General features: G+C 36.1%; 19 protein-coding genes. 10 read left to right on the top strand and 9 right to left on the bottom strand.

Annotated elements, in window-relative coordinates; translation table 11 throughout:
* Positions 1-108: 108 nt before the first annotated feature.
* Genes JIN86_RS16425 through JIN86_RS16410 form a run of 4 tightly spaced genes read left to right on the top strand, consistent with a single transcriptional unit; the run spans position 109 to position 3,705 of the window.
* Entirely contained in the window at positions 109-1,212 is a 1,104-nt protein-coding gene (locus JIN86_RS16425) for a GNAT family N-acetyltransferase (protein ID WP_004224684.1), read from the top strand.
* A gap of 16 nt (positions 1,213-1,228) precedes the next feature.
* Positions 1,229-2,194: a S66 family peptidase gene (locus JIN86_RS16420; RefSeq protein WP_202342399.1), complete on the top strand. Its 966-nt coding sequence runs from the start codon at positions 1,229-1,231 to the stop codon at positions 2,192-2,194.
* 18 nt (positions 2,195-2,212) lie between these two features.
* The gene (locus tag JIN86_RS16415) at positions 2,213-2,728 is read left to right on the top strand and encodes a GNAT family N-acetyltransferase (protein ID WP_202342398.1); all 516 of its coding nucleotides are present in this window, start codon (positions 2,213-2,215) and stop codon (positions 2,726-2,728) included.
* A complete protein-coding gene (locus JIN86_RS16410; RefSeq protein WP_004224689.1) occupies positions 2,725-3,705 on the top strand; it encodes a S66 family peptidase in 981 nt (326 codons plus the stop codon). The genes JIN86_RS16415 and JIN86_RS16410 overlap by 4 nt, the downstream gene beginning before the upstream one ends.
* 37 nt (positions 3,706-3,742) lie before the next feature.
* Here JIN86_RS16410 and JIN86_RS16405 read toward each other — a convergent pair whose 3' ends face one another.
* The 3 genes from JIN86_RS16405 to JIN86_RS16395 all read right to left on the bottom strand — a co-directional run bounded on the left by JIN86_RS16405 (position 3,743) and on the right by JIN86_RS16395 (position 6,043).
* Positions 3,743-4,285: a GNAT family N-acetyltransferase gene (locus JIN86_RS16405; RefSeq protein WP_004224690.1), complete on the bottom strand. Its 543-nt coding sequence runs from the start codon at positions 4,283-4,285 to the stop codon at positions 3,743-3,745.
* A gap of 115 nt (positions 4,286-4,400) precedes the next feature.
* Positions 4,401-4,604: a hypothetical protein gene (locus JIN86_RS16400; protein ID WP_004224696.1), complete on the bottom strand. Its 204-nt coding sequence runs from the start codon at positions 4,602-4,604 to the stop codon at positions 4,401-4,403.
* 176 nt (positions 4,605-4,780) lie between these two features.
* Positions 4,781-6,043 carry a dicarboxylate/amino acid:cation symporter gene (locus JIN86_RS16395; RefSeq protein ID WP_009371221.1) on the bottom strand — a complete coding sequence of 421 codons (1,263 nt, stop codon included), beginning with the start codon at positions 6,041-6,043 and terminating at the stop codon, positions 4,781-4,783.
* A 395-nt stretch (positions 6,044-6,438) separates the two neighbouring features.
* Here JIN86_RS16395 and JIN86_RS16390 point away from each other — a divergent pair, with 395 nt between their 5' ends.
* From JIN86_RS16390 to mprF, 3 genes are all read left to right on the top strand, one after another.
* Positions 6,439-8,040 carry an ATP-binding protein gene (locus tag JIN86_RS16390; protein WP_202342397.1) on the top strand — a complete coding sequence of 534 codons (1,602 nt, stop codon included), beginning with the start codon at positions 6,439-6,441 and terminating at the stop codon, positions 8,038-8,040.
* A complete protein-coding gene (locus tag JIN86_RS16385) occupies positions 8,041-8,748 on the top strand; it encodes a response regulator (RefSeq protein ID WP_202342396.1) in 708 nt (235 codons plus the stop codon).
* A gap of 433 nt (positions 8,749-9,181) precedes the next feature.
* Complete coding sequence (mprF, locus tag JIN86_RS16380) at positions 9,182-11,707, top strand: bifunctional lysylphosphatidylglycerol flippase/synthetase MprF (protein ID WP_202342395.1); 2,526 nt, start codon at positions 9,182-9,184, stop codon at positions 11,705-11,707.
* 169 nt (positions 11,708-11,876) lie between these two features.
* Here the strand turns inward: mprF and JIN86_RS16375 are convergent, their stop codons facing one another.
* Entirely contained in the window at positions 11,877-13,142 is a 1,266-nt protein-coding gene (locus JIN86_RS16375) for an MFS transporter (RefSeq protein ID WP_202342394.1), read from the bottom strand.
* 509 nt (positions 13,143-13,651) lie between these two features.
* Here JIN86_RS16375 and JIN86_RS16370 point away from each other — a divergent pair.
* Entirely contained in the window at positions 13,652-15,220 is a 1,569-nt protein-coding gene (locus JIN86_RS16370) for a glycoside hydrolase family 10-like protein (protein ID WP_202342393.1), read from the top strand.
* Positions 15,221-15,279: 59 nt separating this feature from the next.
* On the opposite strand, the gene JIN86_RS16365 is transcribed toward JIN86_RS16370, so the two are convergent.
* Entirely contained in the window at positions 15,280-18,369 is a 3,090-nt protein-coding gene (locus JIN86_RS16365) for an efflux RND transporter permease subunit (RefSeq protein WP_202342392.1), read from the bottom strand.
* A gap of 99 nt (positions 18,370-18,468) precedes the next feature.
* Here JIN86_RS16365 and JIN86_RS16360 point away from each other — a divergent pair, with 99 nt between their 5' ends.
* A complete protein-coding gene (locus JIN86_RS16360; RefSeq protein WP_202342391.1) occupies positions 18,469-19,302 on the top strand; it encodes a TetR/AcrR family transcriptional regulator in 834 nt (277 codons plus the stop codon).
* A gap of 43 nt (positions 19,303-19,345) precedes the next feature.
* Here the strand turns inward: JIN86_RS16360 and JIN86_RS16355 are convergent, their stop codons facing one another.
* The 3 genes from JIN86_RS16355 to JIN86_RS16345 form a co-directional block, all read right to left on the bottom strand.
* Complete coding sequence (locus JIN86_RS16355; RefSeq protein WP_202342390.1) at positions 19,346-20,137, bottom strand: protein kinase domain-containing protein; 792 nt, start codon at positions 20,135-20,137, stop codon at positions 19,346-19,348.
* 288 nt (positions 20,138-20,425) lie between these two features.
* Positions 20,426-22,093 (bottom strand): ribonuclease J1, encoded by a 1,668-nt coding sequence (gene rnjA / locus JIN86_RS16350; RefSeq protein WP_004224711.1) that lies wholly within the window; start codon positions 22,091-22,093, stop codon positions 20,426-20,428.
* A 5-nt stretch (positions 22,094-22,098) separates the two neighbouring features.
* Positions 22,099-22,308, bottom strand: coding sequence for a DNA-dependent RNA polymerase subunit epsilon (locus JIN86_RS16345; RefSeq protein WP_004224712.1), 210 nt, complete (start codon positions 22,306-22,308; stop codon positions 22,099-22,101).
* A 436-nt stretch (positions 22,309-22,744) separates the two neighbouring features.
* Here JIN86_RS16345 and JIN86_RS16340 point away from each other — a divergent pair, with 436 nt between their 5' ends.
* The gene (locus tag JIN86_RS16340) at positions 22,745-23,515 is read left to right on the top strand and encodes a Cof-type HAD-IIB family hydrolase (RefSeq protein WP_004224713.1); all 771 of its coding nucleotides are present in this window, start codon (positions 22,745-22,747) and stop codon (positions 23,513-23,515) included.
* 54 nt (positions 23,516-23,569) lie between these two features.
* Here the strand turns inward: JIN86_RS16340 and JIN86_RS16335 are convergent, their stop codons facing one another.
* Positions 23,570-24,325 carry a DeoR/GlpR family DNA-binding transcription regulator gene (locus tag JIN86_RS16335; protein ID WP_004224714.1) on the bottom strand — a complete coding sequence of 252 codons (756 nt, stop codon included), beginning with the start codon at positions 24,323-24,325 and terminating at the stop codon, positions 23,570-23,572.
* Between the last annotated feature and the right edge of the window lie 89 nt (positions 24,326-24,414).

Below are 24,414 nucleotides of genomic sequence, written 5' to 3'. Positions count from 1 at the left end.
GCTGGTCACTACTTTTTTATACTATTTTTAAGAAAAAATTGGAAAAAAGATTTGATTTCATCGTGAGAGTTAGATTAAACTTTGACATAAAGAAGGGGGCTAGTTGTTATGAAAATCATGTCAACTAATTGTGTAATCGAACAATTACAACCAGAGCATTTTACAGATATACAAAAACTCTACTCTAATAAACAAGTTCGAACTTATCTCGGTGGTGTTCCATCAAACAGCTATATAGAAGCATCTTTTAAAGGCATGCTAGAAGCGCCATTCCCTAATACATATTTATATATCACCTTAAAGGAGACAGGTGAATTTATAGGTCTTGTCTCGATCGATGAATACCATGATAAGGAGTTATATGAGCTTTCCTATCAATTTTTACCTCAGTTTTGGGGGAGGGGGTTAGCTTTTGAAGTGCTAACGCAGGTAATTCAGGATGGTTTAAATTATCTGAATATAGAATCTATTGTGGCGGAAACACAAACAGCGAACAAGGCATCATGTCGCTTGCTCGAAAAATTAGGAATGAAGAATGTACAGGTGTTAGAAAGATTTGGGCAGGAACAAGCTGTCTATGAATTAAGTAAAAATAATGAACCGATAAGACAAATCATTGCCCTATCAGGTGGTGGGTTTTCTCAGCAGAACCCTTCATTTATCGATGAGTACATTTTACGACAAACTCAGAAAAATGAACGAGTTAAAATTTGTTTTATTCCCACAGCAAGTAATGATGCACAAGGGTATATCGAGAAGTTTTATGCAGCATTCCATCATTGTGATGCAACCCATATCTTGCAAAAAGATATGCGTGATAGAAGCATTCGAGAAAAATTATTAGCGCAGCATATTATCTATGTGGGTGGTGGGAATACAGGCTATCTTCTTGAAAAGTGGCGAGAATATGGTTTTGATGAATTGTTAAAGGAAGCTTATCAAAAAGGGATTATATTAGCTGGCATCAGTGCTGGGGCAATGTGCTGGTTTGAAAAATGCTATAGTGAAAATACATATGATGATTTTGAGGAATGGAATGGCTTAGGGCTATTATCAGGTACCTATTGTCCCCATTATAATGATCAAGAGAGAAGGAGGGCATTTGATCGCTGGATAAAAAATCATCCCACATTACAAGAATACGCACTCATAGATACTGAGACACTCCATTTTAGGAATGAAAAGTTAGTAGCTAAAATTCAAAGCTATTAGAAGGGAGGAAGAAAGTATGAGAATTCCAGCAAAACTAACACTGGGTGATGAGATTCGTGTTATTGCTCCAAGTAGAAGTGCCCAAGTTTTAAAAGTAGAGATGGTTGAACAAACGAAGATCATATTGGAAAGATTAGGGTTTCGCGTATCATTTGGTGCCCACATTTTTGAATGTGATTTGCAGCACTCTTCATCCATCATGCACCGTGTTGTGGATATACATGAAGCTTTTCGAGATCCACAAGTGAAGGCGATACTCACGGTGATTGGGGGATACAACTGTAATGAAGTTTTACCTTATTTAGATTATCAAATGATTGCTGAAAATCCGAAGATACTTTGTGGGTTTAGTGATATCACGGCCTTATCTACAGCTATTACTACAAAATGCGATTTTATCACTTATTCAGGGCCACATTTTTCTAGCTTTCGTATGGTGCAAGCACAAGAATATCAGCTTTCCTATTTTCAAAAATGTTTAATGGAGAAGAATCCATTTTCTCTAGTTGCGTCTAGCATTTGGAGTGATGATGCATGGTATATTGATCAGGAAAATCGTCATTTTGAGGCAGCCAGCTGGAAGGTCTATTCGGAAGGCGCAGTGAGTGGACAGCTTTATGGTGGTAATTTATGTACGTTAAATTTATTGCAAGGAACAGCTTACATGCCTGATTTATCGAATTGTATTTTATTTTTAGAGGATGATGAGCTTGTGAATCCTGCCATTTTTGCACGTGATCTCACGTCATTATTGCAAGCAACGACTACAATTAAAGGATTGGCAATAGGTCGATTTCAACGAGCTTCTGCGATGACAGAAGAACAATTACATTTTATTTTAGACAAGCATCCACTATTAAAAGCTATCCCTGTATTATATGATGTGGATTTTGGTCATACTCAGCCGATTTTTACATTCCCTATCGGTGGCAATGTCCATATAAATACAAAAGAATTGAGGATTCAGGTGACTATATTTTAGAAGGAGAACGTGTCCAACATGATCATACGAGAAGCAACCCGACATGACAGTGAACGAATTATAACTGTTATGACAAATGCAGAGGCATCAAATTTTATGTTATTTGGACCAGGTGAGAGCAATTTTGCACCTAAGCCATTTGGGGAGTATATAGACAAGCTATATCATAGTCACCACTCAGCTTTGTTCGTAGCTGAAATGGATGAGCAGGTTGTGGCGTACTTAATTGTACAAGGCAATGAGCCGAAAAGAATTGCTCACCGTGCTTATCTTGTCATAGGCATACATAGTGACTATAGAGGAAGAAAAATTGGAACGGCTTTATTTCAACACGTAGAAAATTGGGCAATGGAGAATGGTGTACATCGTCTAGAATTAACCGTCATGGAAAATAATGAGGCTGGTGTTGCTTTATATAAGAAAATGGGCTTTGATATCGAGGGAACGAAGCGGGCTTCGTTGTATGTAGATGGACAATATATTAATGAATACTATATGTCAAAACTATTGATTGGGAAAGGAACTAACGTATGACTTCAAAAGTAAACATCGGCATTTATTCACCGTCCTCCCCAGCAACGGTGACGGCTTTGGAACGATATGAACGTGCTAAAGCATTTCTCGAGAATAAAAATTTTCGAATCGTGACAGGTTCTCTAACTGGTAAATCCGATTATTATCGTTCAGGTTCGCCAAAAGAAAGAGCAGAAGAATTGAATGAGTTATTACGCAATCCAAATGTGGATATGATTATGTCTACAATAGGAGGCACCAATGCCAATAGCATGCTACCTTATATTGATTATGAGGCTTTTCATCAACATCCCAAAATGGTCGTAGGTTATTCGGATGCAACGGCCGTTCTACTGGCACTTTATGCAAAGACAGGTATTTCAACTTTTTATGGTCCAGCCCTCGTACCTTCCTTTGGTGAGTTTGAACCATTAGTAAATGATACCTTCAAATTTTTTGAGCATTATTTCTTTAAACCCCAAGCATTACCTTACGAAATTCCAATCCCTTCTTATTGGTCGGATGAACCTGTTAATTGGCTTGAGAAGACAGTGGATAAAAAACTCCAAAAGAATGAATGGTTAGCGATTCAGGGTGGGGTTGCTGAAGGAAGGTTAATTGGTGGGAATGCCAATGCCATGTATGGATTTATTGGTACGCCGTATTTCCCTAAAATTGTGGAAGGTGATATTTTATTAGTGGAGGACTGTTTAAAAAATGCTGCTGTTGTTGAAAAGAATTTTGCAATGCTAAAATTGCATGGTGTCTTTGACAAAGTTAGTGGGATTATTTTGGGGAAACATGAATGCTACGATGATTTAGGAACGGGTCGACAGCCATATGATATTCTACTTGAACAATTGGATGGAATAAAGATTCCTATATTAGCAGAGGTGGATATTTGTCATACACATCCTATGCATCCAATTGCGATAGGCAAACGAGTAAGGATAGATGCCACAGCTAAAAAGATATACTGTATAGAAAGATGGTTGTAATGATAAAGCCTTGCAAATCTTAGCAAGGCTTTATTTTCTAGAGGTTTCTATAATCTTCATCAGTTATAGCGTACATTTTTACATTTTGGTATTGTCCCTTAACAAACATACTTTTCCGTAATAGCCCTTCAAACTGCATACCTGACTTCTCCATAACCTTTTGGGATCCAATATTTTCTTCAAAACATCGTGCTTGGATACGTACTAAATCTAATTCATTAAAACCGAAGTCAATGAGTTTTTTCGTTGCTTCTGTTGTAAACCCCTTATTCCAAAAATCCTCAGAAAGCACATAGCCAATTTCCGCGTATTTATGGGTATCATTAATCGTGACAAAATCAATCGTTCCAATAATTGTGCCTGCATATTCAATACCCCATAACATCAGATTGCCTTGCTGATAACCGTCAAATATTAATGCCATAAAAGCCTTTGTGTCCTCTAAGCTAGTGTGTGCTTGCCATGTCACATAACGCGCCACATTTTCACTGGAAGAGTAGTGAAACATTGCTTCTAAATCCTTATGTGTAATAGGTCTTAATAGTAACCTTTCCGTTTTCATAATTGGTATGTTACTCATGATTTACCCCCTTTAACAAATAGTATATAAAAAAATCGACCTATAATAATGAATTAGGTCGACTTTTTTATTTATTCATTTTTGTAGCACGATAATTAAAAATTTCACCTTCACATTATGGATAGCGCTTATCTGTTGCTGAGGAATCCTTAGTTTTGGTTTTATGTTGTTCATCTTTTACTTTTTCATTCAATTCTTCGACAGGTATTGGATCTACTGTTTTCATGTCCTCGTGTTTATCAAAAATGCTTTCTTTATCTGTATCCAATACATCAGGGTTATTCGTATTACGTGTTTTCGCCTGTTTTTTATCATTCATTCACTATCACCTCTTACTATTAACTTTCACTTTTTTACTAGAGTGTAAACATTTTATTTTGAGTGATAGTGTAAGCTAAATGTTTGTTGTTAGCGCCAAACCATAAGTACATAGCTTTTACTTGAATGATAAAGAGTGTAGTGAAACAGAGATGGCTATCATTCCTACCATTTTTCTTAGGAAGAAATAGTGGTCTTTCCTTGCAGTGCACGTTCTTCCATAGCTATATCAAACTCTTTTTCAGATTTTGACACGACAACACAAGCTACACCATTACCAATTAAATTAGTTACAGCACGAGCCTCAGACATAAAGCGATCTACACCGATTAACAGCGCTATTCCTTCCACTGGTATCATTGGGAAGGCAGCCAAAGTTGCTGCTAATGTAATAAAACCTGAGCCTGTTACACCTGCTGCACCTTTAGAAGTAATCATTAAAATTCCGAGCAGTGTAATGATTTGAATCCAAGTTAGCTCCATTCCATATGCTTGTGCGATAAACAATGCAGCCATGGACAGGTAGATGGAAGTTCCATCTAGATTGAAGGAGTACCCAGTAGGAATGACTAAACCTACAACCTGCTTCGAGCAACCATAGTTCTCAAGCTTTCGCATCATAGATGGCAGAGCTGATTCAGAAGAGGAAGTCCCAATTACTAAGAAAATCTCATCTTTGATATAAGCGATAAATTTAAAGATGTTGAATCCAAAGAACTTTGCAATGGCACCTAAAATAAAGACAACAAATAAAAACATTGTTATATATACGGCAGCCATTAATAAACCTAGATTACCTAAAGATTTTAAACCAAAATTCCCAATTGTATAGGCCATTGCACCAAAAGCTCCGATTGGTGATATTTTCATAACCATACTTACAATCTTGAAGAATATCTCTGCTACTTGCTCAAAGAATGTGATGACTGGTTTTGCGGGTGCGCCTATTGAAGCAGCTGCTAAGCCAAATAAAACAGCAGAGAATAGGACTGGTAATAACTGACCTGTTGCCAATGCACCAACTACATTTTCTGGAATAATACTAGAAATGAAGGCACCCAAGCCCTGCTCAGATTCAGCTGCAGCAGTTGTATATTTTGAAATATCAGCATCAGATGCACCTGATGTATCCAAGCCTGTACCAGGACTTACGATTAAAGCAACAGCAATTCCGATTGCTAATGCAATTGTGGAAACTATTTCGAAGTAAAGCAATGCCTTTCCTCCGATTTTCCCGACCTTTTTCATATCTCCCATACTGCCGATTCCAATAACGACTGTTAGGAAAATTATAGGGGCAATTAACATTTTAATTAATTTGATGAATAGGTCTGCTAAGATTTTCAAGCTGGCACCGAACTCGGGAAAAATGGCTCCAACAATGATCCCAAGAATGATAGCCACTATAACCTGAACAGTCAAATTTTTCAGTAACTTCATTTTTTGCTACCTCTTTTCTAAATTTTCTCTTTGATATCGCTTTCACTAAAAGTATCATAGCGAATATTTCTTTAAAAAAGAGATTTAGAAAATAAGAAACATATCGTTCATTAAGTACATTTACTTACAATTACATATAAATATAGTAATATCAATAACTATTCCTGTTATGGTACGCTATAGTTCATTAATGATTGTTATAATACAAAAACATAGAGTGATAATTAAGTTCTTTTTAAATTATCAATTTATAATATTGTTCATTAAATTCAATATTTTCTGCTACTTATATAGACTAAAGGTGTTGTCAAAAGATTTTTTTGCAGATAATCTTAAAACTAAATATGTGTGCCAGTGATTATGAGAATGCAAATTTGAAAGGAAGGAATTTTTTAATGATGAAAATGCCTGTGAACGGCAAAATACTGTTAGTGACATTTTTAATCATTGCACTCTCCTTTTTACTAGGTGGTATTTTCTTACTCGGTAACCTATTATCTGAACAGGAAAGAGATTTTGGACAGCGGGCAATGCTTGTGGCAAGAACTGTATCAAATGTACCAGAGCTTAGTGTACATTTGGAAAATGACAATATAAAAGAATCTGCAAAAAGTATTAATAAAATTGTAGATGGCATTAGAGTGATTCATAAGGCCGAGTATATTGTTGTAATGAATATGGAACGTATTAAACTATCACACCCAGTAAGTAAAGAAATAGGAAAACGCAGTGAGTCGCAGGATTTAAACGCCGCATTTAGTGAACATTATTATGTATCAAAGGCACGTGGAGAATCAGGTGTTATGATAAGGGCTTTCGTGCCAATTATTAATGATAAAAGGGAACAAGTGGGCATTGTAGTCGTTGGCTATTCCTTACCAGATTTTATGGAAATGTTACAAAGTTATGAGCGAGAAATTATGATAACTATTATTATATCGCTGATTTTCAGTATTTTCGGTGCCTATACACTTGGACGACATATAAAAAAACAAATGTTTGGGCTTGAACCTCATGAAATTGCAAAAATGTATGTGGAAAGAACAGAGACCTTTAATGCCATGCATGAGGGAATAATAGCGGTCGATAAGGAAATGAATATCACCATTTTTAATGAAAAAGCGGCCGAAATTTTAGGGGTTACTAGGAAAATAGAGGACTGTATTGGACAAAAGATTTATGACGTTTTGCCTGATACCCGTCTGCCTGAAATTGTTGAAACAGCAACACCTGTTTATGATCAAGAGCTTTACATTAATCATCATAGTATCTTAAGTAATCGTGTACCTATTATTGTGAATGGAGAGCTAGTTGGTGCAGTTGCTATGTTTAAGGATTTAACAGCTGTGAAAAAGCTTGCGGAGGAAGTAACAGGTGTAAAGGCCTTTGTTCAAGCATTACGTGTACAAACCCATGAGCATAAAAATAAGATTCATACGATTGCGGGACTACTGCAATTGGGGCATACAAAGCAAGCACTTGAATATGTTACTGTTACTACTGAAAATGAAGCCTCATTGACGAAGTTTTTAAATGAACGCTTTCATAATGAAAATATTTCAGGTTTGTTATTAAGTAAAGTAAGCTATGGAAAAGAATTGGGCATTGAGGTTGAAATTGATCGGAAAAGTCATTTTAAACGCTTTCCACCTCTATTAGATCATCATGATTTTGTTGTGTTGTTTGGCAATTTAATTGAAAATGCTTTTGAGGCTTTAAATGTCCTTTCGAAGGAAGAAAAATATGTTGCCATCTCTGTAGACGAGCATGATGGCGTCTTAGCGATTGCAGTTACCGATAATGGAATTGGCATGACCAAAGAGGTGCAGGAGCGTATGTTTGAAAATGGATTTTCGTCCAAGGCTAGTGAAAATCGAGGCATTGGCTTGCATTTAGTCTATGAAATTGTAAGAAAAGGCAATGGAGATATTGAAATAACAAGTGAATTTATGAAAGGAACAAGTTTCTTAATTTTATTTGAGTTAGGAGAAGTATAAATGGATGTAATAAATGTCTTATTGATTGAAGATGATCCAATGGTACGAGAAGTGAACAGACAATTTATTGAACAAATCAAAGGTTTTTCATTAGTTGGCTATGCTAGCAATGGAATTGAGGGAATTCAAAAAATTAAACAATTAACCCCAGAGCTTGTCTTTATGGACATTTTTATGCCAGAGCAGGATGGCATTATTACGTTAGGGAAAATCCGAGAAGAGCATATTCATGTTGATGTTATTGCTGTAACAGCTGCGAATGATATGCCCACAGTGCAGCGAATTTTACACTTAGGTGTCTATGATTATATTATGAAGCCTTTTACGTTTGAGCGGATTGAGCAGACTTTAAAAAATTATCAAAGCTATAGAAGGAAAATAAGTGGCATGCAAGATTTAACTCAGCATGATGTCGATCATTTAATGCAACAGCGTCTTCCTGAACAAATTATAGTAGAAACAACAGGAATGGATGCCATTCTTATGGAAGAACTCCCAAAAGGGTTTAATCGAGCTACCTTAGATAAGGTACTTGCATATATAAAAAAAAGTGGCGAGGCAGTATCAGCGGAGGAGGTATCAGCATATATAGGTACAGCACGTGTTACAGCTAGACGCTATCTAGACTTTTTAGAAAAGCAGAAACTATTAAAAGTAGATATACAATATGGAAACGTAGGACGTCCTATTCATCGTTATTATATTTAATGATTAGTTACCTAAAATTTTTAGCCGAAATAGTAAATTTTAGGAGGCGTTCTAAAAGCTTTATTTACGAGAATGCAAGAAGCTCCATATCCCGATACATAAGAGGCATTAGGTAAATTTGAATATCATGGAGTAGAAAGAAGCCTCCTTATTAAGGTATGCTTTAAAATGATTATTTTTATTGAATATGGACATTTTTATTTCTCTAATATATAAGGGAAATGAAAATGTCTTTTTGGGGTGATGGGATAGGAGTAGGAAGGTGAGGAAAATTGTTCAAATTGTTTGTTGATTAGTATGAATAGTAGTACTTTACTTTGACAATACATATAGCAAAGATATATTACAATATGGAAATAGTCAGTTACCTAAAAAATAAACTGATTTAGGTAATAGAAGTATTAAGTTAGCTCATGGGAAGTAGGTTAGGCATATGTTTAACGTCCGAAAAGAGACATTATTGAAATTTTTAAAGATTCTATTTCCAATATTACTTTTGGTGGTAGCTATTTATGAAATCCAACAGTCAGTGAGTGGAATAGATGTTCATTTACTAAAAGAAGAAGTGAACGAGCTTCAGCTATGGGAACTTTTATTGATTTTCCTAATCACCTTTTTCGCGATTACACCAATGATTTTTTATGATGTTATTTTAGCAAATATATTAGGTATCAACATCAATAAACGTAATTTGCTCAATCATTCATTTATCGTAAATACTTTTTCAAACCTTATTGGCTTTGGAGGGTTAGTTGGTATATTCTTACGTGATTATTTTTATTCCAAATATAAAGACGATAAGGAAGGTATGATAAGAAATATTGCTTCGGTCACCCTGTTCTATTTAACAGGGATTTCTTTGTTAACGTGGATTATGTATATATTCTTTTGGGATTTCCCGTTGCTAAAAGAAGAACGATGGTTATCGATTGCAGTTGTTCTTGTCAGCCTATATGTACCAGCTTTTTGGGCGATGTATATGATTCGATATAAAAAGGAAAGCTCTTTAAAACCAAAAATATCACTTCAATTGATGGTTACTTCAATAGCTGAGTGGCTTGCTGTATTTTTCGTAATCTGGGCTTTAACGCTTATTTTAAAGATTCCAATAGAATTATCCACATTAATTCCTATATTTTTAATTGCTTCTAGTGCAGGAATAGTCAGTATGATACCTGGCGGAGTTGGCTCCTTTGATCTCGTTTTTTTGTGGGGAACACAAAGTATAGGAATTGCTGATGAAAAAGTGTTGTTTCTATTAATTCTGTACCGTGTTGGCTATTTTGTTTTACCATTTTTTGTTTCCGCTCTCTTATTTATTAAAGAATATTGGATGCGGTGGAATCAATCATGGGATGACTTACCAAATATTATTTTTCAGAAACTAAGCCATATGCTATTAACAATATTGGTGTTTATTTCTGGCATTATTTTATTACTATCTGCAGCAATGCCAGGGGTGCTAAGTCGTCTAAAAATTGCTCAGGAATTTTTATCCTCACCAATCATGAATGTCTCACACCAAATGACGGTAGCGGCAGGCTTTATCCTCCTAGGGTTATGTAGGGGGATAAAATACAAAGTAAAAAGGGCATATCAGCTCGCTATAGTAGTGCTAAGTAGTTCGGCGATATTTTCTATTTTTAAAGGCCTTGATTATGAAGAAGCTATTTTTTTGGTAATAGTCACAGTGTTATTAATGGTTTCCAAAAAGCAGTTTTATCGAGAAAGTTATGTTTTGACATGGGGAATTGTCATACTTGACCTTGCTATAGTAACAGTTATTACAGCTATGTATGTGGTAATTGGTTATGTCAATTTACCTTCTGCCAAAATTCATTTTCCTAGTGCCTTACAGGAATTTATTATAACCGATTATCAAGACCTTTTTTATAGTGCTATTATCGGTATTCTTATCGCCATTGTTATTTTTTATATAGGTTATTTTATACGTACACCTAAGAAAATGGTAAAACTTTTATCCAATGAGCATGAGGAAGCCATTAAAAATCATTTGACGACCTATAAAGGAACAGAGTATTCACATCTGATTTTTTTGCATGATAAATTTGTACATTGGAATGAAAAAGGAACTGTTTTATTCTCTTATCAAATTTATGCAGATAAGATTATCGTTCTTGGAGATCCAGTTGGAAATGAATCCGATTTTTTATCTGCTATCCAAGAATTTTTGGAATTGGCAGATAGGCATGGTTATACACCTGTCTTTTATGAGATTAACAATAAAATTTTCTCTGCATTACACGAATATGGATATAGTTTCTTTAAGCTTGGTGAGGAAGCCTTTGTAGATTTAGAGAAATTTACATTCACAGGTAAAGAAATGAAGGGGAGTCGAGCGATAAAAAATAAGTTTGAAAGAGAAAATTATATAGTGGAAATACTGAGTCCTCCGTATTCTCAGGAAGTCATGAAGGAATTGAAAGAGGTATCAACAAAATGGTTGCAGGGAAGGGCGGAGAAAGGTTTTTCGCTTGGTTTTTTTGATGAACACTATTTAAGCACTTCCAATATTGCTGTTTTACGTGGCACGCAAGGAACGTTCGGCTTTGCTAGTATTATGCCTATGTATGATCAAGGAGAAAGGATTTCAGTAGATCTGATACGTTTTAAGCCAGGCTCACCATCTGGAACAATGGATTTCATTTTCTTATCACTATTTGAATGGGCAAAATCAGAAGGCTATCGTGTCTTTAATATGGGGATGTCGCCTTTATCCAATGTCGGACAGTCTAGGTATTCCTTTTTAAGTGAAAAAATAGCTGCACAAATCTTTCTACATGGACAGCATTTCTATCATTTTAAAGGATTAAAAAACTTCAAATTAAAATATGCAGATTTTTGGGTACCAAAGTACGTAGCGTATCGGAAAAAATCTTCATTACCGTTCACAATGGCACAGATCACGTTGTTAATCGGGCAAAAGAGGAAAAAGTAAGTCATGTAAACTTTATAATTTTTTAGCGCGGTATTGAAGCAAGTAAAGCACAAAAGAATTATTCTATAGAAATGGATAGAGACGAAAAAGCCCTGCATAAAGCAGGGCTTTTTAGCGTCTAAAATATAAAAGCTAAGTTTTAATTATTTTTATCAACAGCAATCATCTCTTATACGAAGTCTTCACTTTTTTCTAGCGTTTCAACATCCATAGGCTCAGCAGTAGGTTTACCAGCTTTTAATAAGACTTTACTGCCCAGAAGGAAAAATCCTTGGATGAAGAGTAATAATCCTGTACAGATGAGTAGCCACTCAATAGCAATAATATCAGCTATTGGCCCAAAAATTAGCATACCTAAAGGCATCATAGAGGTAGATATCATACTAAGAATGCCAAATACTCTTCCCATATAGTCACTTTCCACTTTTTCTTGTAATAACACCGTTGCAGGTGTATTAAAGATTGGCATGGCTATGCCAGTAATGGCCATGATTCCGAGATACAGCCAAAAAATAGGAATGACGCCGAGAGCCATTGTACAAAGACCAAATAATAAAGCCGATAATGTCATCGTATGCACTTTATTTTTAAAGCCACCCCATGTTGCGATTGCGATACCACCGATTAACATCCCAATGGCAAAGGCCATTTCGATGGCAGTCAAACGCCATACATCATTGCCAAAAGTTCGTGTAACTTGTAAAGGCGTTAAAAAGGCAGCAGGTGCAGCAAGCAGCATGAAAAAGGCAAAGAACAAGAATAATTGTTTCAAGAAAGCATGCTCTTTAATATAGATGAAGCCTTGTTTCATATCACTAAAATAGCCTGTTGTTTGTGGCTGATTAGCTTTTGCATGTGCCGGGATATGCAGAAATAATAAGAAGATAGCAATGGCAATAGCCGCTGTTGTCACATCAATAAAGAAAATGGATTCAATAGAAGCCATTGTTAATAATGCACCACTTGCCATAGGTGCAAGAATCATGATGAAAGCTTGAATACTGCTATTTGCACCATTGACCTTCATTAAATGCTCTTCAGGCACAAATTGTGGCAAAATTGCGCCTACTGCTGGTGTTTGAATACCTGCACCAACTGCACGTACGGCTGATATAACAAATAGTAGCCAGAGCTCATCATAGCCGATTAAAAATAAAATAGCTAAAATTAGGGTAGATAAGGCAATCATTCCATCTGCTAAAATAATAAGCCATTTACGGTTATAGCGATCTGCCCACACACCAGCAATAGGTGCTAAAAAGAAGGTTGGTAAAAAGCCGCAAATGATCGAGATGGTCATCATGCTGCCTGATTGTGTTGTAAGTGTGATGTACCATGTAATGGCATATTGCACAAGAGCAGAGCCAAAAAGTGAAATCGTTTGACTACTTAAAAAAAGTATTGTATTCCGTTTCCATTGTTCCAATTTCGTCATCCCTTTCTAACAGAAGTGCCTGTGTGGAAAGTAAAAGACAACACAAAAAAAGAGGGGAGTAGAAGTCCCCTCTTTTCCAGTATTCCTAAAACAGACTAGACCTAATTCCATTTCCCTTGCACAGCAGGCAAAGTGTACACATATTTAATTAGTAAGGTGAAATCGTAGTCTAATTGAAGCTGTCATTTGGAATACCCTCCGTTCTATATAAGTTGTGTTGATTGTAGCATAAAGTTCATCTATGCGTAAAGAATGAATTAAGCAAAAATTAGGTTGAATTTAAAAATATGGAAATTGTAAAATCAATCTAAAGGAAAAGTACTATTCATCTTATCGCCTTGACAGTAGTTTTTTAGGGTTAGTATTCATATTTTGAAACTAACGTGAACGTTTGTTAGACGTGAAACTTATTATCTACTTGCATTGATCGCGATAAAGTTGCTTCAGAGACGTGCATATAGCGAGTACTTGTCATATACTAAAATAGAAAAATAGCAAATGGAGGAAATATGAGAAAGAAAAATAGTAAATGGAAGATCTTAACTTTAGTCGCAATGATTTTTGTGTTATGCCTATCGACAATCCCTACAAAGCCTGCCATGGCAAGCACGACACAGCCAAAAAGGGAGATGAGGGCTGTCTGGATTTCAACCGTTCTTAATCTTGATATGAAAGCAGGTATGACGAAGGAGCAGTACACGGCTTGGACACGCCAAACTTTGGATCAACTAAAAGCCAATAAATTCAATACGGTTATTTATCAAGTAAGACCAACAAATGATACAATGTATGTCTCTGATCTAGCGCCATGGTCATCTTACATAACAGGCAAAAAGCAAGGCACGAATCCAGGCTACGATCCTCTTGCGATCATGATAGAGGAAAGTCATAAACGGGGTATGGAGCTGCATGCATGGATGAATCCTTATCGTGTAACAATGTCTGGACAAAAACTGACAGACCTTGCTGCTGATAATGTGGCTAGAACACATCCAAACTGGGTTATCAAATACGGTAAGCAATATTATTTAAATCCTGGTTTACCAGAAGTACAAGACTATTTAGTTGAAGTAGTAAGAGAGATAGTAGCCAATTATGATATTGACGCAGTGCATATGGATGATTATTTTTATCCATATAAAATTGCTAATGAAGTTTTTCCAGATCAAGCAACTTTTAAAAATTATGGTGCTTCCTTTAAAAAGGTGGAGGATTGGCGACGAGATAATGTCAACCGTCTTGTAGAAAATCTTTACACGGCCATTAAAGACACAAAGCCATATGTTCAATTTGGTATTTCACCATTTGGTGTATGGCGCAATAAATCGCTAGATAAAACAGGAAGCGATACAAGGGCTGGTGTTAATAATTACGATGATTTATATGCAGACGTCAGAACATGGATTCAAAATGGCACAATTGATTACATTACACCACAAATTTATTGGTCAAGAACATTATCTGTTGCGAAATATGGAACGCTGCTAGATTGGTGGAGCCATGAAGTGCAAACCTACGCAACAACACACCCTGTGCATCTATACATTGGGCTTGCTGATTACAAAGTTGGTAATGATAGTGATGCAGCATGGAAAAATAAAATGGAGCTACCAAGTCAAATACTAGCGAATCGTTCGGAAAAGGTAGCGGCTGAGGGGCAAATACATTTCTCCTTAAGAAGCTTTCAAAACAATAAACTAGGCTATGCAACGATTGTTAGTCAACAATTATATAATTACACAGCACTGACACCAGAAACAATTTGGGATGATGACACAGTGCCGAACGTGCCGACTTTTGTGCAAGTGACAAAGGAAGCGGCAGGTCGCAAGATAGAGATTATAGACGAAAATGAAAGACAACCACGCAAGTATGTCATTTATCGTTTTTCAGGAAACAAAGAAGGCTCTTATGATGACCCTCGAAATATAGTGGATGTTGTTTATAATATGGATGGCCTCACTAAATTTGTGGACAAGTCAGCTCTTGCTAAGCATAGCTATACATATGGCATTAAGGCCGTATCAAATACAGGTGTGGAAAGCAAGGAAGTTTTTGTAGTAATAGAAAATCAATAAAAAGCTTAGAAAACAAAACAACCACTCATGCAAAGATTGCATGAGTGGTTGTTTTGTTATTAATTTTCTTCAATATCTTTACGGTTTTTCTTTAACATTTTAGATAGCATTTCATAAACAATTGGTACAACAACGAGTGTTAATAGGGTAGAAGATAATAAACCGCCAATTACAGTAATAGCTAAGTCTTTTGAAATTAATCCACTACCGCCAGTACCAAGTGCCATTGGTATCATAGCACCAATTGTAGCGATGGCTGTCATCAGGATAGGACGTAAACGTGTTGCTCCTGCTTCAAGGATCGCCTCACGCATGGCAAGACCATCATGTTCCATATGAATGATACGGTCAACTAATACGATGGCATTTGTTACGACGATACCAATCAACATCAATAGACCCATCATGACAGATACAGAAATAGTTTGCCCTGTAACGAATAAACCAATGAATGCACCAATTACTGCGAATGGTAGTGAGAAAAGAATAGCGAATGGAGCTAAACCTTCTCCGAATGTTACCACTAGAATGAAGTAAACAATGGCAATGGCTGCTAACATCGCAATACCAAGCTTAGTGAATGTTTCTTGCATATCTGCAGCAACACCAGCAACACCAAGTGTTACACCTTTTTGTAAATCTAATTTATCAATTTTTTTATCAGCAACAGTAGTGGCTTTTGAAATATCGTCACCGATAATCGTACCAGATACTGTTGCGAAATATTCACCTTTTGAACGAGATAATGAGTTAAGTGTTGTACCTTCCTCAACATCTACTAGTTCTCCGATAGTCATTGTTGTACCCAATGCTGTTTTAATTTCAGTGGCTAAGACATCATCAAGTGAAGTCGCAGCTGCTTTAGCATCGCGTTGAACGATAACATCGATATCTTTACCATCGTTTTTCACGGTAGTTAATACTTCTTGTGATGTATTTGAATTTAATGCCATCACGATTTGGGCTGTTGTTAGCCCGTATTGAAGGACATTTTTTTGTTCAACTTTTAGCACATGCTCAACATATGGATCTTCATTATCAGATTTAATATCTTCTAAGCCATCCACTTCTTTTAGAGCGCCCTCTACTTGTTTCACAGCATCTCGCAGTTTATCTAAATCATCACTATACAGTGTATAGCTGACTTCGTTTGATGACATCGACATAGAAGTGAAGTTTTGAGACTTCCATTCTCCTGATTGCCCGATGTTAAATACATAGTCTTCAACCTCTTCACGAGCTTTAGGGAAGTCTTCCATATCCGGATCAAAGATAAGGTACATTAATGCACCGCCAGCACCTCCACCCATCATCATTGCTGATGGATCGACATTCTTCGCATCTGTAATGGAAACTTGTAAAATATCAACATCTTTACGTTTCATTAATTCTTTTTCTACTTTTTCAACATTAGCTGCCGTTTCGTCAGCCAGCTCTCCCGTTGCAGGCGTATACGTTAAGTACATTACTTTTTCTTCTTGTGAGCCCATAAAACTAAAACCAATAAGTGGTGTTAATGCAAGAGAACCAACAAGTAAAAGAATCGCAAGGACAGATGTAATAATTTTGTGATTTAATACTTTTTCTAAGACACCTTTGTACCATGTAGCAAGTTTACCAACTTCTTTATGTTGGCTTTCAGTCTTCTCACCGTATAACTTTTTACGGAATAAGAAGTGAGATAAAGCAGGTACAATTGTGATTGCAACTAATAATGATGCACCTAATGCAAATGTCATTGTAAGGGCAAATGGCATGAATAATTCGCCTACCATACCACCTACGAAAATAAGAGGAGCGAATACAGCGACCGTTACCAATGTTGAAGAAAGAATTGGTTTGAACATTTCAATTGTTGCTTCACGAATTAGGGCACGACCTGTAAGTTTTTCTTGTTTTAAGTGAATTCGTCGGTAAATATTTTCTACAACTACGATTGAGTCATCGATAACACGACCGATTGCGACGGTAATCGCGCCGAGGGTCATGATGTTTAATGTGATATCCATCCAGTTTAATAGGAGTAATGCCATGAAGATAGAAACTGGGATAGAAATAATTGAGATAATCGTTGATTTGAAATCACGTAAGAATAGTAAAATGATTAATACGGCAATTGCGCCACCAAAGACTGCTTTTTCGATCATTGTAAATACAGAATCTTCAATTGGGGCACCTTGGTCAAGAGAGATCTCTACGTTTAAGCCGTCTAATCGTTTTTCCTCATCCTTCATAAGGTCTTTTACGGCATTAACAACTGTCACCGTATTAGCATCTTGGCCTTTTACGATTTGAATAGCAATGGCATCTTGACCATTTGTACGTGAAACAGATTGCACTTTACCTTCTACTTCAATTTTTGCAATATCACCTAGACGAACGAAAGGTGAAGGATTTGTAGCTGAAGGTGTAACTGGAATTAATAAGTCTTTTAGTTCATCCACTGATTTTACCTTACCGTCTACTGAAACTGCTTGTTCCCCGACAGTAAATTGATATAAACCAAGTGACAGTGACATATCACTTGCCTGAATCATTTGTTTAACAGTATCCTCTGTTAAACCAAGTGCTGCCATTTTTTCTTCATCATATTTAAACGATACTTGTTCAATATGCTGACCTGTGATGGTAGCGGATGCCACACCATCAATTTTTTCGATTTTAGGCAGTAAAACATCTTCAACTGTTGAAGTTAAATCAACAATATCTTCCTTAGAGCTACTTACAGATAAAGCGACTACAGGCATCATGTTCATGCTGATTGCCATAATAGTAGGCTCTTGAGCACCTTCAGGTAGTTTAAGATTATCTAAAGCTGCTTCTAATTGTCGTTTTTTCTCATCCATATCAATTCCATAGTCGTATTCCACTTGAACTTGTGCTACGTTGGAAGAGGATGTTGAGTAAACAGCCTTCACATCTTCTAAACTTTCTATGGATTTTTCGAACGGAATGGACAGATCATTCATGACTTGTTCAGGCGTTGCGCCAGGATATACACCCATGACAATTAAATACGGAATCGAAATATCGGGTATCGATTCCATTTTCATCCTTGTACCCGAATAAATACCAGAGACAGTGATGATAATTGTTAATAACCACACTGCCAATTTGTTCTTTAATACGAAATTAACTAAACCTTTCACCTTCACACCTACCCTTTATTGACTATCTAAATTCAATTATTTATACTAATGACTAATCGGTCATTTGTCAACGAAATGCATTAGGAGAGAGTTAAAAATATGTTAAAAAAGCAATTAATTATGGAGAAAGCGTTAGAACTATTTTCTGAACAGGGTTTTGAAGCTACGTCAGTACAACAAATTACAGAACGCTGTGGGATTTCTAAAGGTGCATTTTATTTATCCTTCAAAACCAAAGATGAGCTTGTTATATCTATGGTTGATTACTATTTACAGCAGTTTATCACAGATGTTGACCAAGTAGTCAGAGGAGCGTATAACAAAGAAACTGTTTTGGTTGAATTTTATAAAAGTATTTTTCAAGCATTCAAAGACCATTCTGCATCCGCACGTGTATTCTTTAATGAAAAGGTCTTTTTAACAAAAAAAGAGCTCTTTCATAAAATAACAGCGTATGAAGCAGAAATGTCGAAATCAATTCTCTATATGCTGGAGCAGCTTTATCAGGATCAATTACAAGAAACGAAATATGATGTAATGTATTGCATAAAAGGATTTATGAAGAGCTATGCTGAGCTTTTTATTTTTTCAGATATGCCACTTGATTTAGAGCAATTAGCTAAATCTTTAGCAGAAAAAACAGATATTATTGCCCATCATACAACCATTCCATTTATTACAGCAGATCTTGTGCCGTTTATTGCAAAGCCGTGTGAGCAAGACGTGTCAAAAGATGCTTTACTACAATTATTGGAGCAAAATATAAATCATACTGAGGATTCTATAGAAAAAGAATCCATTGAGTTGTTAAAGCAAGAAATAGAAAATCCTACTTATGGCAAAGCAATCATTAAAGGGCTAATTGAAAATCTACGTTTAGACCCAGCGTATCATTGGATTGCATATGTAACTGCAAAATACTTTAATATTTGAACCCTAGAATAGAATTGTTCACATTTGGCGGTGAACAATTCTATTATTTTATGGTTTTATCTATGAATGGGGGCATAGATTGCAAGGCCTCTAAAGCACTTGCGAAGGGTTCTTGAATCCATAATAAGCGCTCAAGAAAATCTTGGACTTCGATAGGTAATTTTAATTCCTGCTGCCAAGCTTTCTCTTTTTTCTTACTTGGCTTGTAGTCTGAGTATAGTAAAAATAATAAAAAATGGCCGACAAAATAAAGGTCACTAATATGATTTTCAGCACGTTTTGGATTTTCGATCGTAGAGATATCGATTTGCTTTTGATAAGTGGTAGCTAGACCAAAGTCAATAATATGCAATTGTTGACCCACTAACAATATATTCGGAATACGTAAATCGCGATGTACAATACCATAATTGTGTAACTGTACAATTTGTTCTAATAGCTGCTTTGTAATAGCAAGGGATTGAGCGATTGTAAATTTGGCACCATTCTGAAAAATAAGCTGCTCAAAAGTTTGCCCATTGACATAATCCATGATAAAAAATGGGCTGTTTGAAATTGTTCCTACTGAATGGATGGTAGGAACATAGGGTAGTGAAAGTTGCTGGAGTATGTGAATTTCTTGTTGAAATTTGTGAATGGTTTTCTGGTGATGACGATGTTTGGGTCGCAAGCATTTTAAAACAAATAGACTTGCTGAAGAGCAATCTTCAATTAAATACGTACGACCATATGAGCCATAGCCAAGAAATTTTTTAAAAGAAAAATTGGGATGTTCGGCTATGTAAAGTTCAACAGCCTGGTCAAAACTTTTTTCGGAAAGTCGTTTCCACCACATTAGCTACTAAAAAAACTCATAGAGCTGAAAAAACTGCGTGAGCTTTTACGAGAGCTGCGCTTATAATGCTTGTGACCATAATAATTATGTCGTTTTGAATATCTACTACGGCTACTTGAGGAAGAATAATGGCGTTTGGATTTACTATTGAATAAGGAATGAAGAATTTTATCTAGCATAAAAACGCTCCTTTTTGATGTTGTTATTACTATATACGCAAAAATAAAAAGGAGGTTTCAAAAATAAAAAAGAAACTATGTAAATTTTACATAGTTTCTTTTTACGAGGTTAAACCTCCATAATAATCGGTAAGATCATTGGTCGACGTTTTGTTTTTTCGAATAGATAAGGTCCCAAAACGTCTGTAATTTCATTTTTCAATTCTGTCCATTGAGGAGTTTTGCTTTGAATTGTTTCATTCAGATGACGGTTTAGCATTTTTTGTGCCTCATTGATCATCGTACCTGATTCACGCATATAGACAAATCCACGTGAGATAATGTCAGGACCAGAAACAATTTTTTGGTTTTCCATATCAACACTTACAACTACAATTACAAGACCTTCTTCAGAAAGAATACGACGATCGCGTAACACGATATTACCGATATCGCCAATACCATTGCCATCAATGTAAACATCTCCTGAAGGAATACGGCCAGCTACATGTGCTTCATTGGCACTTAGTGCTAGAACATCACCATTTTCCATAACAAATGTATTGTCTAGTGGGACATCGCAATCTTCAGCTAGATGTGTATGCATTTTTAACATACGGAATTCACCATGGATAGGCATAAAGAACTTAGGCTTCATTAAGCGAAGCATCAGTTTTTGTTCTTCTTGAGATCCGTGACCGGATGTATGAATATTGTTTAATGCGCCATGAATGACTTCTGCACCTGCACGGAACAATAAATTAATGATTTTATTAACACTCACGGTATTGCCTGGTACAGGCGAAGAAGAAAAGATAACTGTATCGCCAGGCTGTATTTGAATCTGACGGTGTGTCCCATTGGCAATACGTGATAAGGCAGCCATTGGTTCACCTTGAGAGCCTGTACATAAAATCATAACTTCGTTTGCAGGAAGTCGATTAATGCTTTGAGCATCAATAAATGTATCCTTTGGAGCAGTAATGTAACCTAGCTCACGACCAATCGTAATAGCATTGTCCATTGAGCGACCAAAGACAGCAATCTTTCTTCCATATTTCACGGCTGCGTCTGTGGCTTGCTGTAAACGGTGAATATTTGATGCAAAGGTAGCAAAAATAATACGGCTATCCACCTTACGGAAAATCTCATCAATACTTTTTCCAACTGTGCGCTCTGACATTGTGAAATTAGGCTTTTCAGCGTTAGTACTATCAGATAGTAAGCAAAGCACGCCATCACGTCCAATTTCAGCCATCTTTGTTAGGTTGGCTGGTTCACCCACTGGTGTAAAGTCAAATTTAAAGTCACCTGTGTGAACAATATTACCAGGTGGTGTTTTAACAACAATTCCATAAGCATCAGGAATACTATGTGTTGTTCTAAAGAAGCTAACAGATGTTTTTCTGAATTTAATAACATCCTCTTCCTTAATTTCAATGAGTTTTGTTGTACGTAGCAAGCCATGTTCTTCTAATTTATTACGTAATAAGCCAAGTGCGAGCTTACCGCCATAGACAGGAATATTTACTTGACGTAAAAGGTATGGAATACCCCCAATATGATCCTCATGTCCATGGGTAATAAACAGTCCTTTGATTTTATCGACATTACGTACTAAGTACGTGTAATCAGGAATAACATAGTCAATGCCGAGTAAGTCGTCTTCTGGAAATTTAATACCGGCGTCAATTAAGATAATTTCATCTTGAAATTGAACGCCATAAGTGTTTTTGCCGATTTCGCCCAGTCCGCCGAGCGCGAAAACAGCTGCTTGGTCATTTTTAACAAACTTCATGTTTGTTAAATTTCCTCCAAGACGAAGTTCGGGCTTGCTTGTTCGTACTCTAAGTAGTTACCCTCAAGCAGTTGAATGAACTCGATGTTGTAGTTTCGGTCTTTTAGCTTTTCACGTACTTCACGTTCTGAAGTAGCTTCTAGGTATAGACTTTTAGTATTTTCGCGAACTGGAATCTCATTTGCATTTTCTTGATAATAAACTTTGTAAATCATAGTTTGCTCTCCTTTAATTGCGTACAATTTTCTTGCACCTTTGACTACTACCACACACGTGCTACAAGAAAACAACGAATTTCTTTTATTGAAGAAATGTACGTTTGTAATACTTGTATCTCAATACTTCAGATGTGCACTATGTTATAAAATTGTATAGGAAGTAGTGAGACAGTGGTTGCGTATAGCCAAATAAATGCATTTCCTTTATATTATCACGCACTTCCTCTAAAATAAAGAAAAGCCCTTCAAATAATGAAGGGCAAATGTTAGGCAATTGATTTTTTTCCGAGTACGCCACGAAGTTGCTTCAACAATTTCCGTTTGAGTTTCTTAAGCATGGCACATCACTCCTTAGGATCATTATAATTAAAATTATTATCTATGTAAAGTAATTTAGCTTGAAAGGATAATATTTATGGAAAGGGTTAATAGAATGAACAAAATTTTATTTTTTGATGTCGATGGTACTCTTTATAACAGTGAAAAAAAGTTACCTTCATCTGCAAAAGAGGCACTTTTGACAGCACGACGTAATGGTTATGAATTGGCGATTGCTACTGGTCGAGCACCATTTATGATCGAGTCATTACTAGAAGAATTAGAGATTGATACCTATGTTACCTTCAATGGTCAATATGTTGTCTATAAAGGTGAGGTTATCTATACAAATGGGATTGCGAAAGATGAACTAACTAAAATTATTGCCTTTGGTGAGGCGCGTAACGAACCTGTAGTGTTTTTAGATGATAAACGGATGATTGCCTCAGTTGGCGATCATCGTATGGTAGCTGAAAGCTTAGATACTCTTAAATATCCGTATCCAGAATTAGACTCATCTTATTATATGCAGAACAATGTATATCAAACACTTATTTTTATGGAAGAAAAAGATGAACCTTTATATAATGAAACCTTCCCAAATGTTCAATTTGTACGTTGGCATCGTTATTCTTGCGATATTTTGCCAAAAGGAGGTTCGAAGGCTGCTGGTATTGAAAAGGTGCTTGAAAAAATGGGCATCACTTTACAAGATGCCTTTGCTTTTGGCGATGGCATAAATGATATCGAAATGCTACAGGCAGTTGGGACAAGTGTTGCTATGGGGAATGGCCATGATCGAGTGAAGGCAGTCGCTCATCATATTGCAGACCATGTAGACGAGGATGGGCTCTCGAAAATAATGCGTAAGCTATCTATTATATAAAAATGAAAAACAACTAGTTGGAAATTTCCAACTAGTTGTTTTTTGATTAATGGTCTATGCCGTATTGACGGTTTTTATTTGAACACCTTTTTCTGAAAAATGTTGAATCGTCTTTTTGGATAGTGCGTCATCTGTGATAATGACATCCACGTCATTCACTGGACAAACTTGAATCGCTACATCTTTATTAAATTTTGAGGAATCTGTAGCTACGTAGACTTTTTGAGAGATGGAAATAATTTGCTTTCTAGTGATTGCTTCATCCAAGCTAAAATCGGATATGCCTTTTTCAATTGAAACCCCACTAGCGCAAATAAAAGCTTTATTGATATTAAGATGCTCGAAGCGAAATAAAAATTCATTCGAGGTCACTGATTTTTCAGAATGACGTACTTTACCCCCAAGCAATATAACCTCAATGTTAGAGCCTATTAAATCAAATGCTACAGGTAGAGAATTTGTCACCACTGTTAGTTTTTCCTTGTCCAATAAAAAGGGTGTCATTTGATAGGTAGTTGTTCCACTATCAATGAAAATACATTCCCCATCTTGAACGAGCGAAGCACATGCTTTGGCAATGGCAATTTTCTCTGTTAACTGTTCGTGAAGTCGCTGATCAATTAGTCCTTCTACTGGCTCAATATATTTAACGCCCCCATAAAATTTTTCAATTTTTTTGTCTTGCATCAACTGTTGTACATCGCGACGGATCGTTTCCATCGAAACGTTAAACTCTTTTGTGAGTGTTACTAATTTTACTACCTTATGTTGACGTATAAACTGCAAAATTAGTTGTTGCCTTTCTATCATGTACATTTCATCACCTCTACTAGATATTTACTCAAAATGATCATAACTTTGTCAATAGTTGGTCAGAATTTACTCAACATTTACACAAA

Source organism: Lysinibacillus sp. HST-98 (assembly GCF_016757845.1).
Lineage (GTDB): Bacteria > Bacillota > Bacilli > Bacillales_A > Planococcaceae > Lysinibacillus > Lysinibacillus capsici.
This window is presented reverse-complemented; position numbering and strand designations above follow the sequence as displayed.

Bases quoted from the DNA above. Each gene is read 5' to 3' on its own strand.
- JIN86_RS16370 (WP_202342393.1), top strand. From the start codon at position 13,652: ATGAGAAAGAAAAATAGTAAATGGAAGATCTTAACTTTAGTCGCAATG.
- JIN86_RS16335 (WP_004224714.1), bottom strand. From the start codon at position 24,325: ATGATAGAAAGGCAACAACTAATTTTGCAGTTTATACGTCAACATAAG.
- JIN86_RS16395 (WP_009371221.1), bottom strand. From the start codon at position 6,043: ATGAAGTTACTGAAAAATTTGACTGTTCAGGTTATAGTGGCTATCATT.
- JIN86_RS16415 (WP_202342398.1), top strand. From the start codon at position 2,213: ATGATCATACGAGAAGCAACCCGACATGACAGTGAACGAATTATAACT.
- JIN86_RS16385 (WP_202342396.1), top strand. From the start codon at position 8,041: ATGGATGTAATAAATGTCTTATTGATTGAAGATGATCCAATGGTACGA.
- JIN86_RS16420 (WP_202342399.1), top strand. From the start codon at position 1,229: ATGAGAATTCCAGCAAAACTAACACTGGGTGATGAGATTCGTGTTATT.
- JIN86_RS16375 (WP_202342394.1), bottom strand. From the start codon at position 13,142: ATGACGAAATTGGAACAATGGAAACGGAATACAATACTTTTTTTAAGT.
- JIN86_RS16345 (WP_004224712.1), bottom strand. From the start codon at position 22,308: ATGATTTACAAAGTTTATTATCAAGAAAATGCAAATGAGATTCCAGTT.
- mprF (WP_202342395.1), top strand. From the start codon at position 9,182: ATGTTTAACGTCCGAAAAGAGACATTATTGAAATTTTTAAAGATTCTA.
- JIN86_RS16390 (WP_202342397.1), top strand. From the start codon at position 6,439: ATGATGAAAATGCCTGTGAACGGCAAAATACTGTTAGTGACATTTTTA.
- JIN86_RS16400 (WP_004224696.1), bottom strand. From the start codon at position 4,604: ATGAATGATAAAAAACAGGCGAAAACACGTAATACGAATAACCCTGAT.
- JIN86_RS16360 (WP_202342391.1), top strand. From the start codon at position 18,469: ATGTTAAAAAAGCAATTAATTATGGAGAAAGCGTTAGAACTATTTTCT.
- JIN86_RS16405 (WP_004224690.1), bottom strand. From the start codon at position 4,285: ATGAGTAACATACCAATTATGAAAACGGAAAGGTTACTATTAAGACCT.
- JIN86_RS16340 (WP_004224713.1), top strand. From the start codon at position 22,745: ATGAACAAAATTTTATTTTTTGATGTCGATGGTACTCTTTATAACAGT.
- JIN86_RS16425 (WP_004224684.1), top strand. From the start codon at position 109: ATGAAAATCATGTCAACTAATTGTGTAATCGAACAATTACAACCAGAG.
- JIN86_RS16355 (WP_202342390.1), bottom strand. From the start codon at position 20,137: ATGTGGTGGAAACGACTTTCCGAAAAAAGTTTTGACCAGGCTGTTGAA.
- JIN86_RS16410 (WP_004224689.1), top strand. From the start codon at position 2,725: ATGACTTCAAAAGTAAACATCGGCATTTATTCACCGTCCTCCCCAGCA.
- rnjA (WP_004224711.1), bottom strand. From the start codon at position 22,093: ATGAAGTTTGTTAAAAATGACCAAGCAGCTGTTTTCGCGCTCGGCGGA.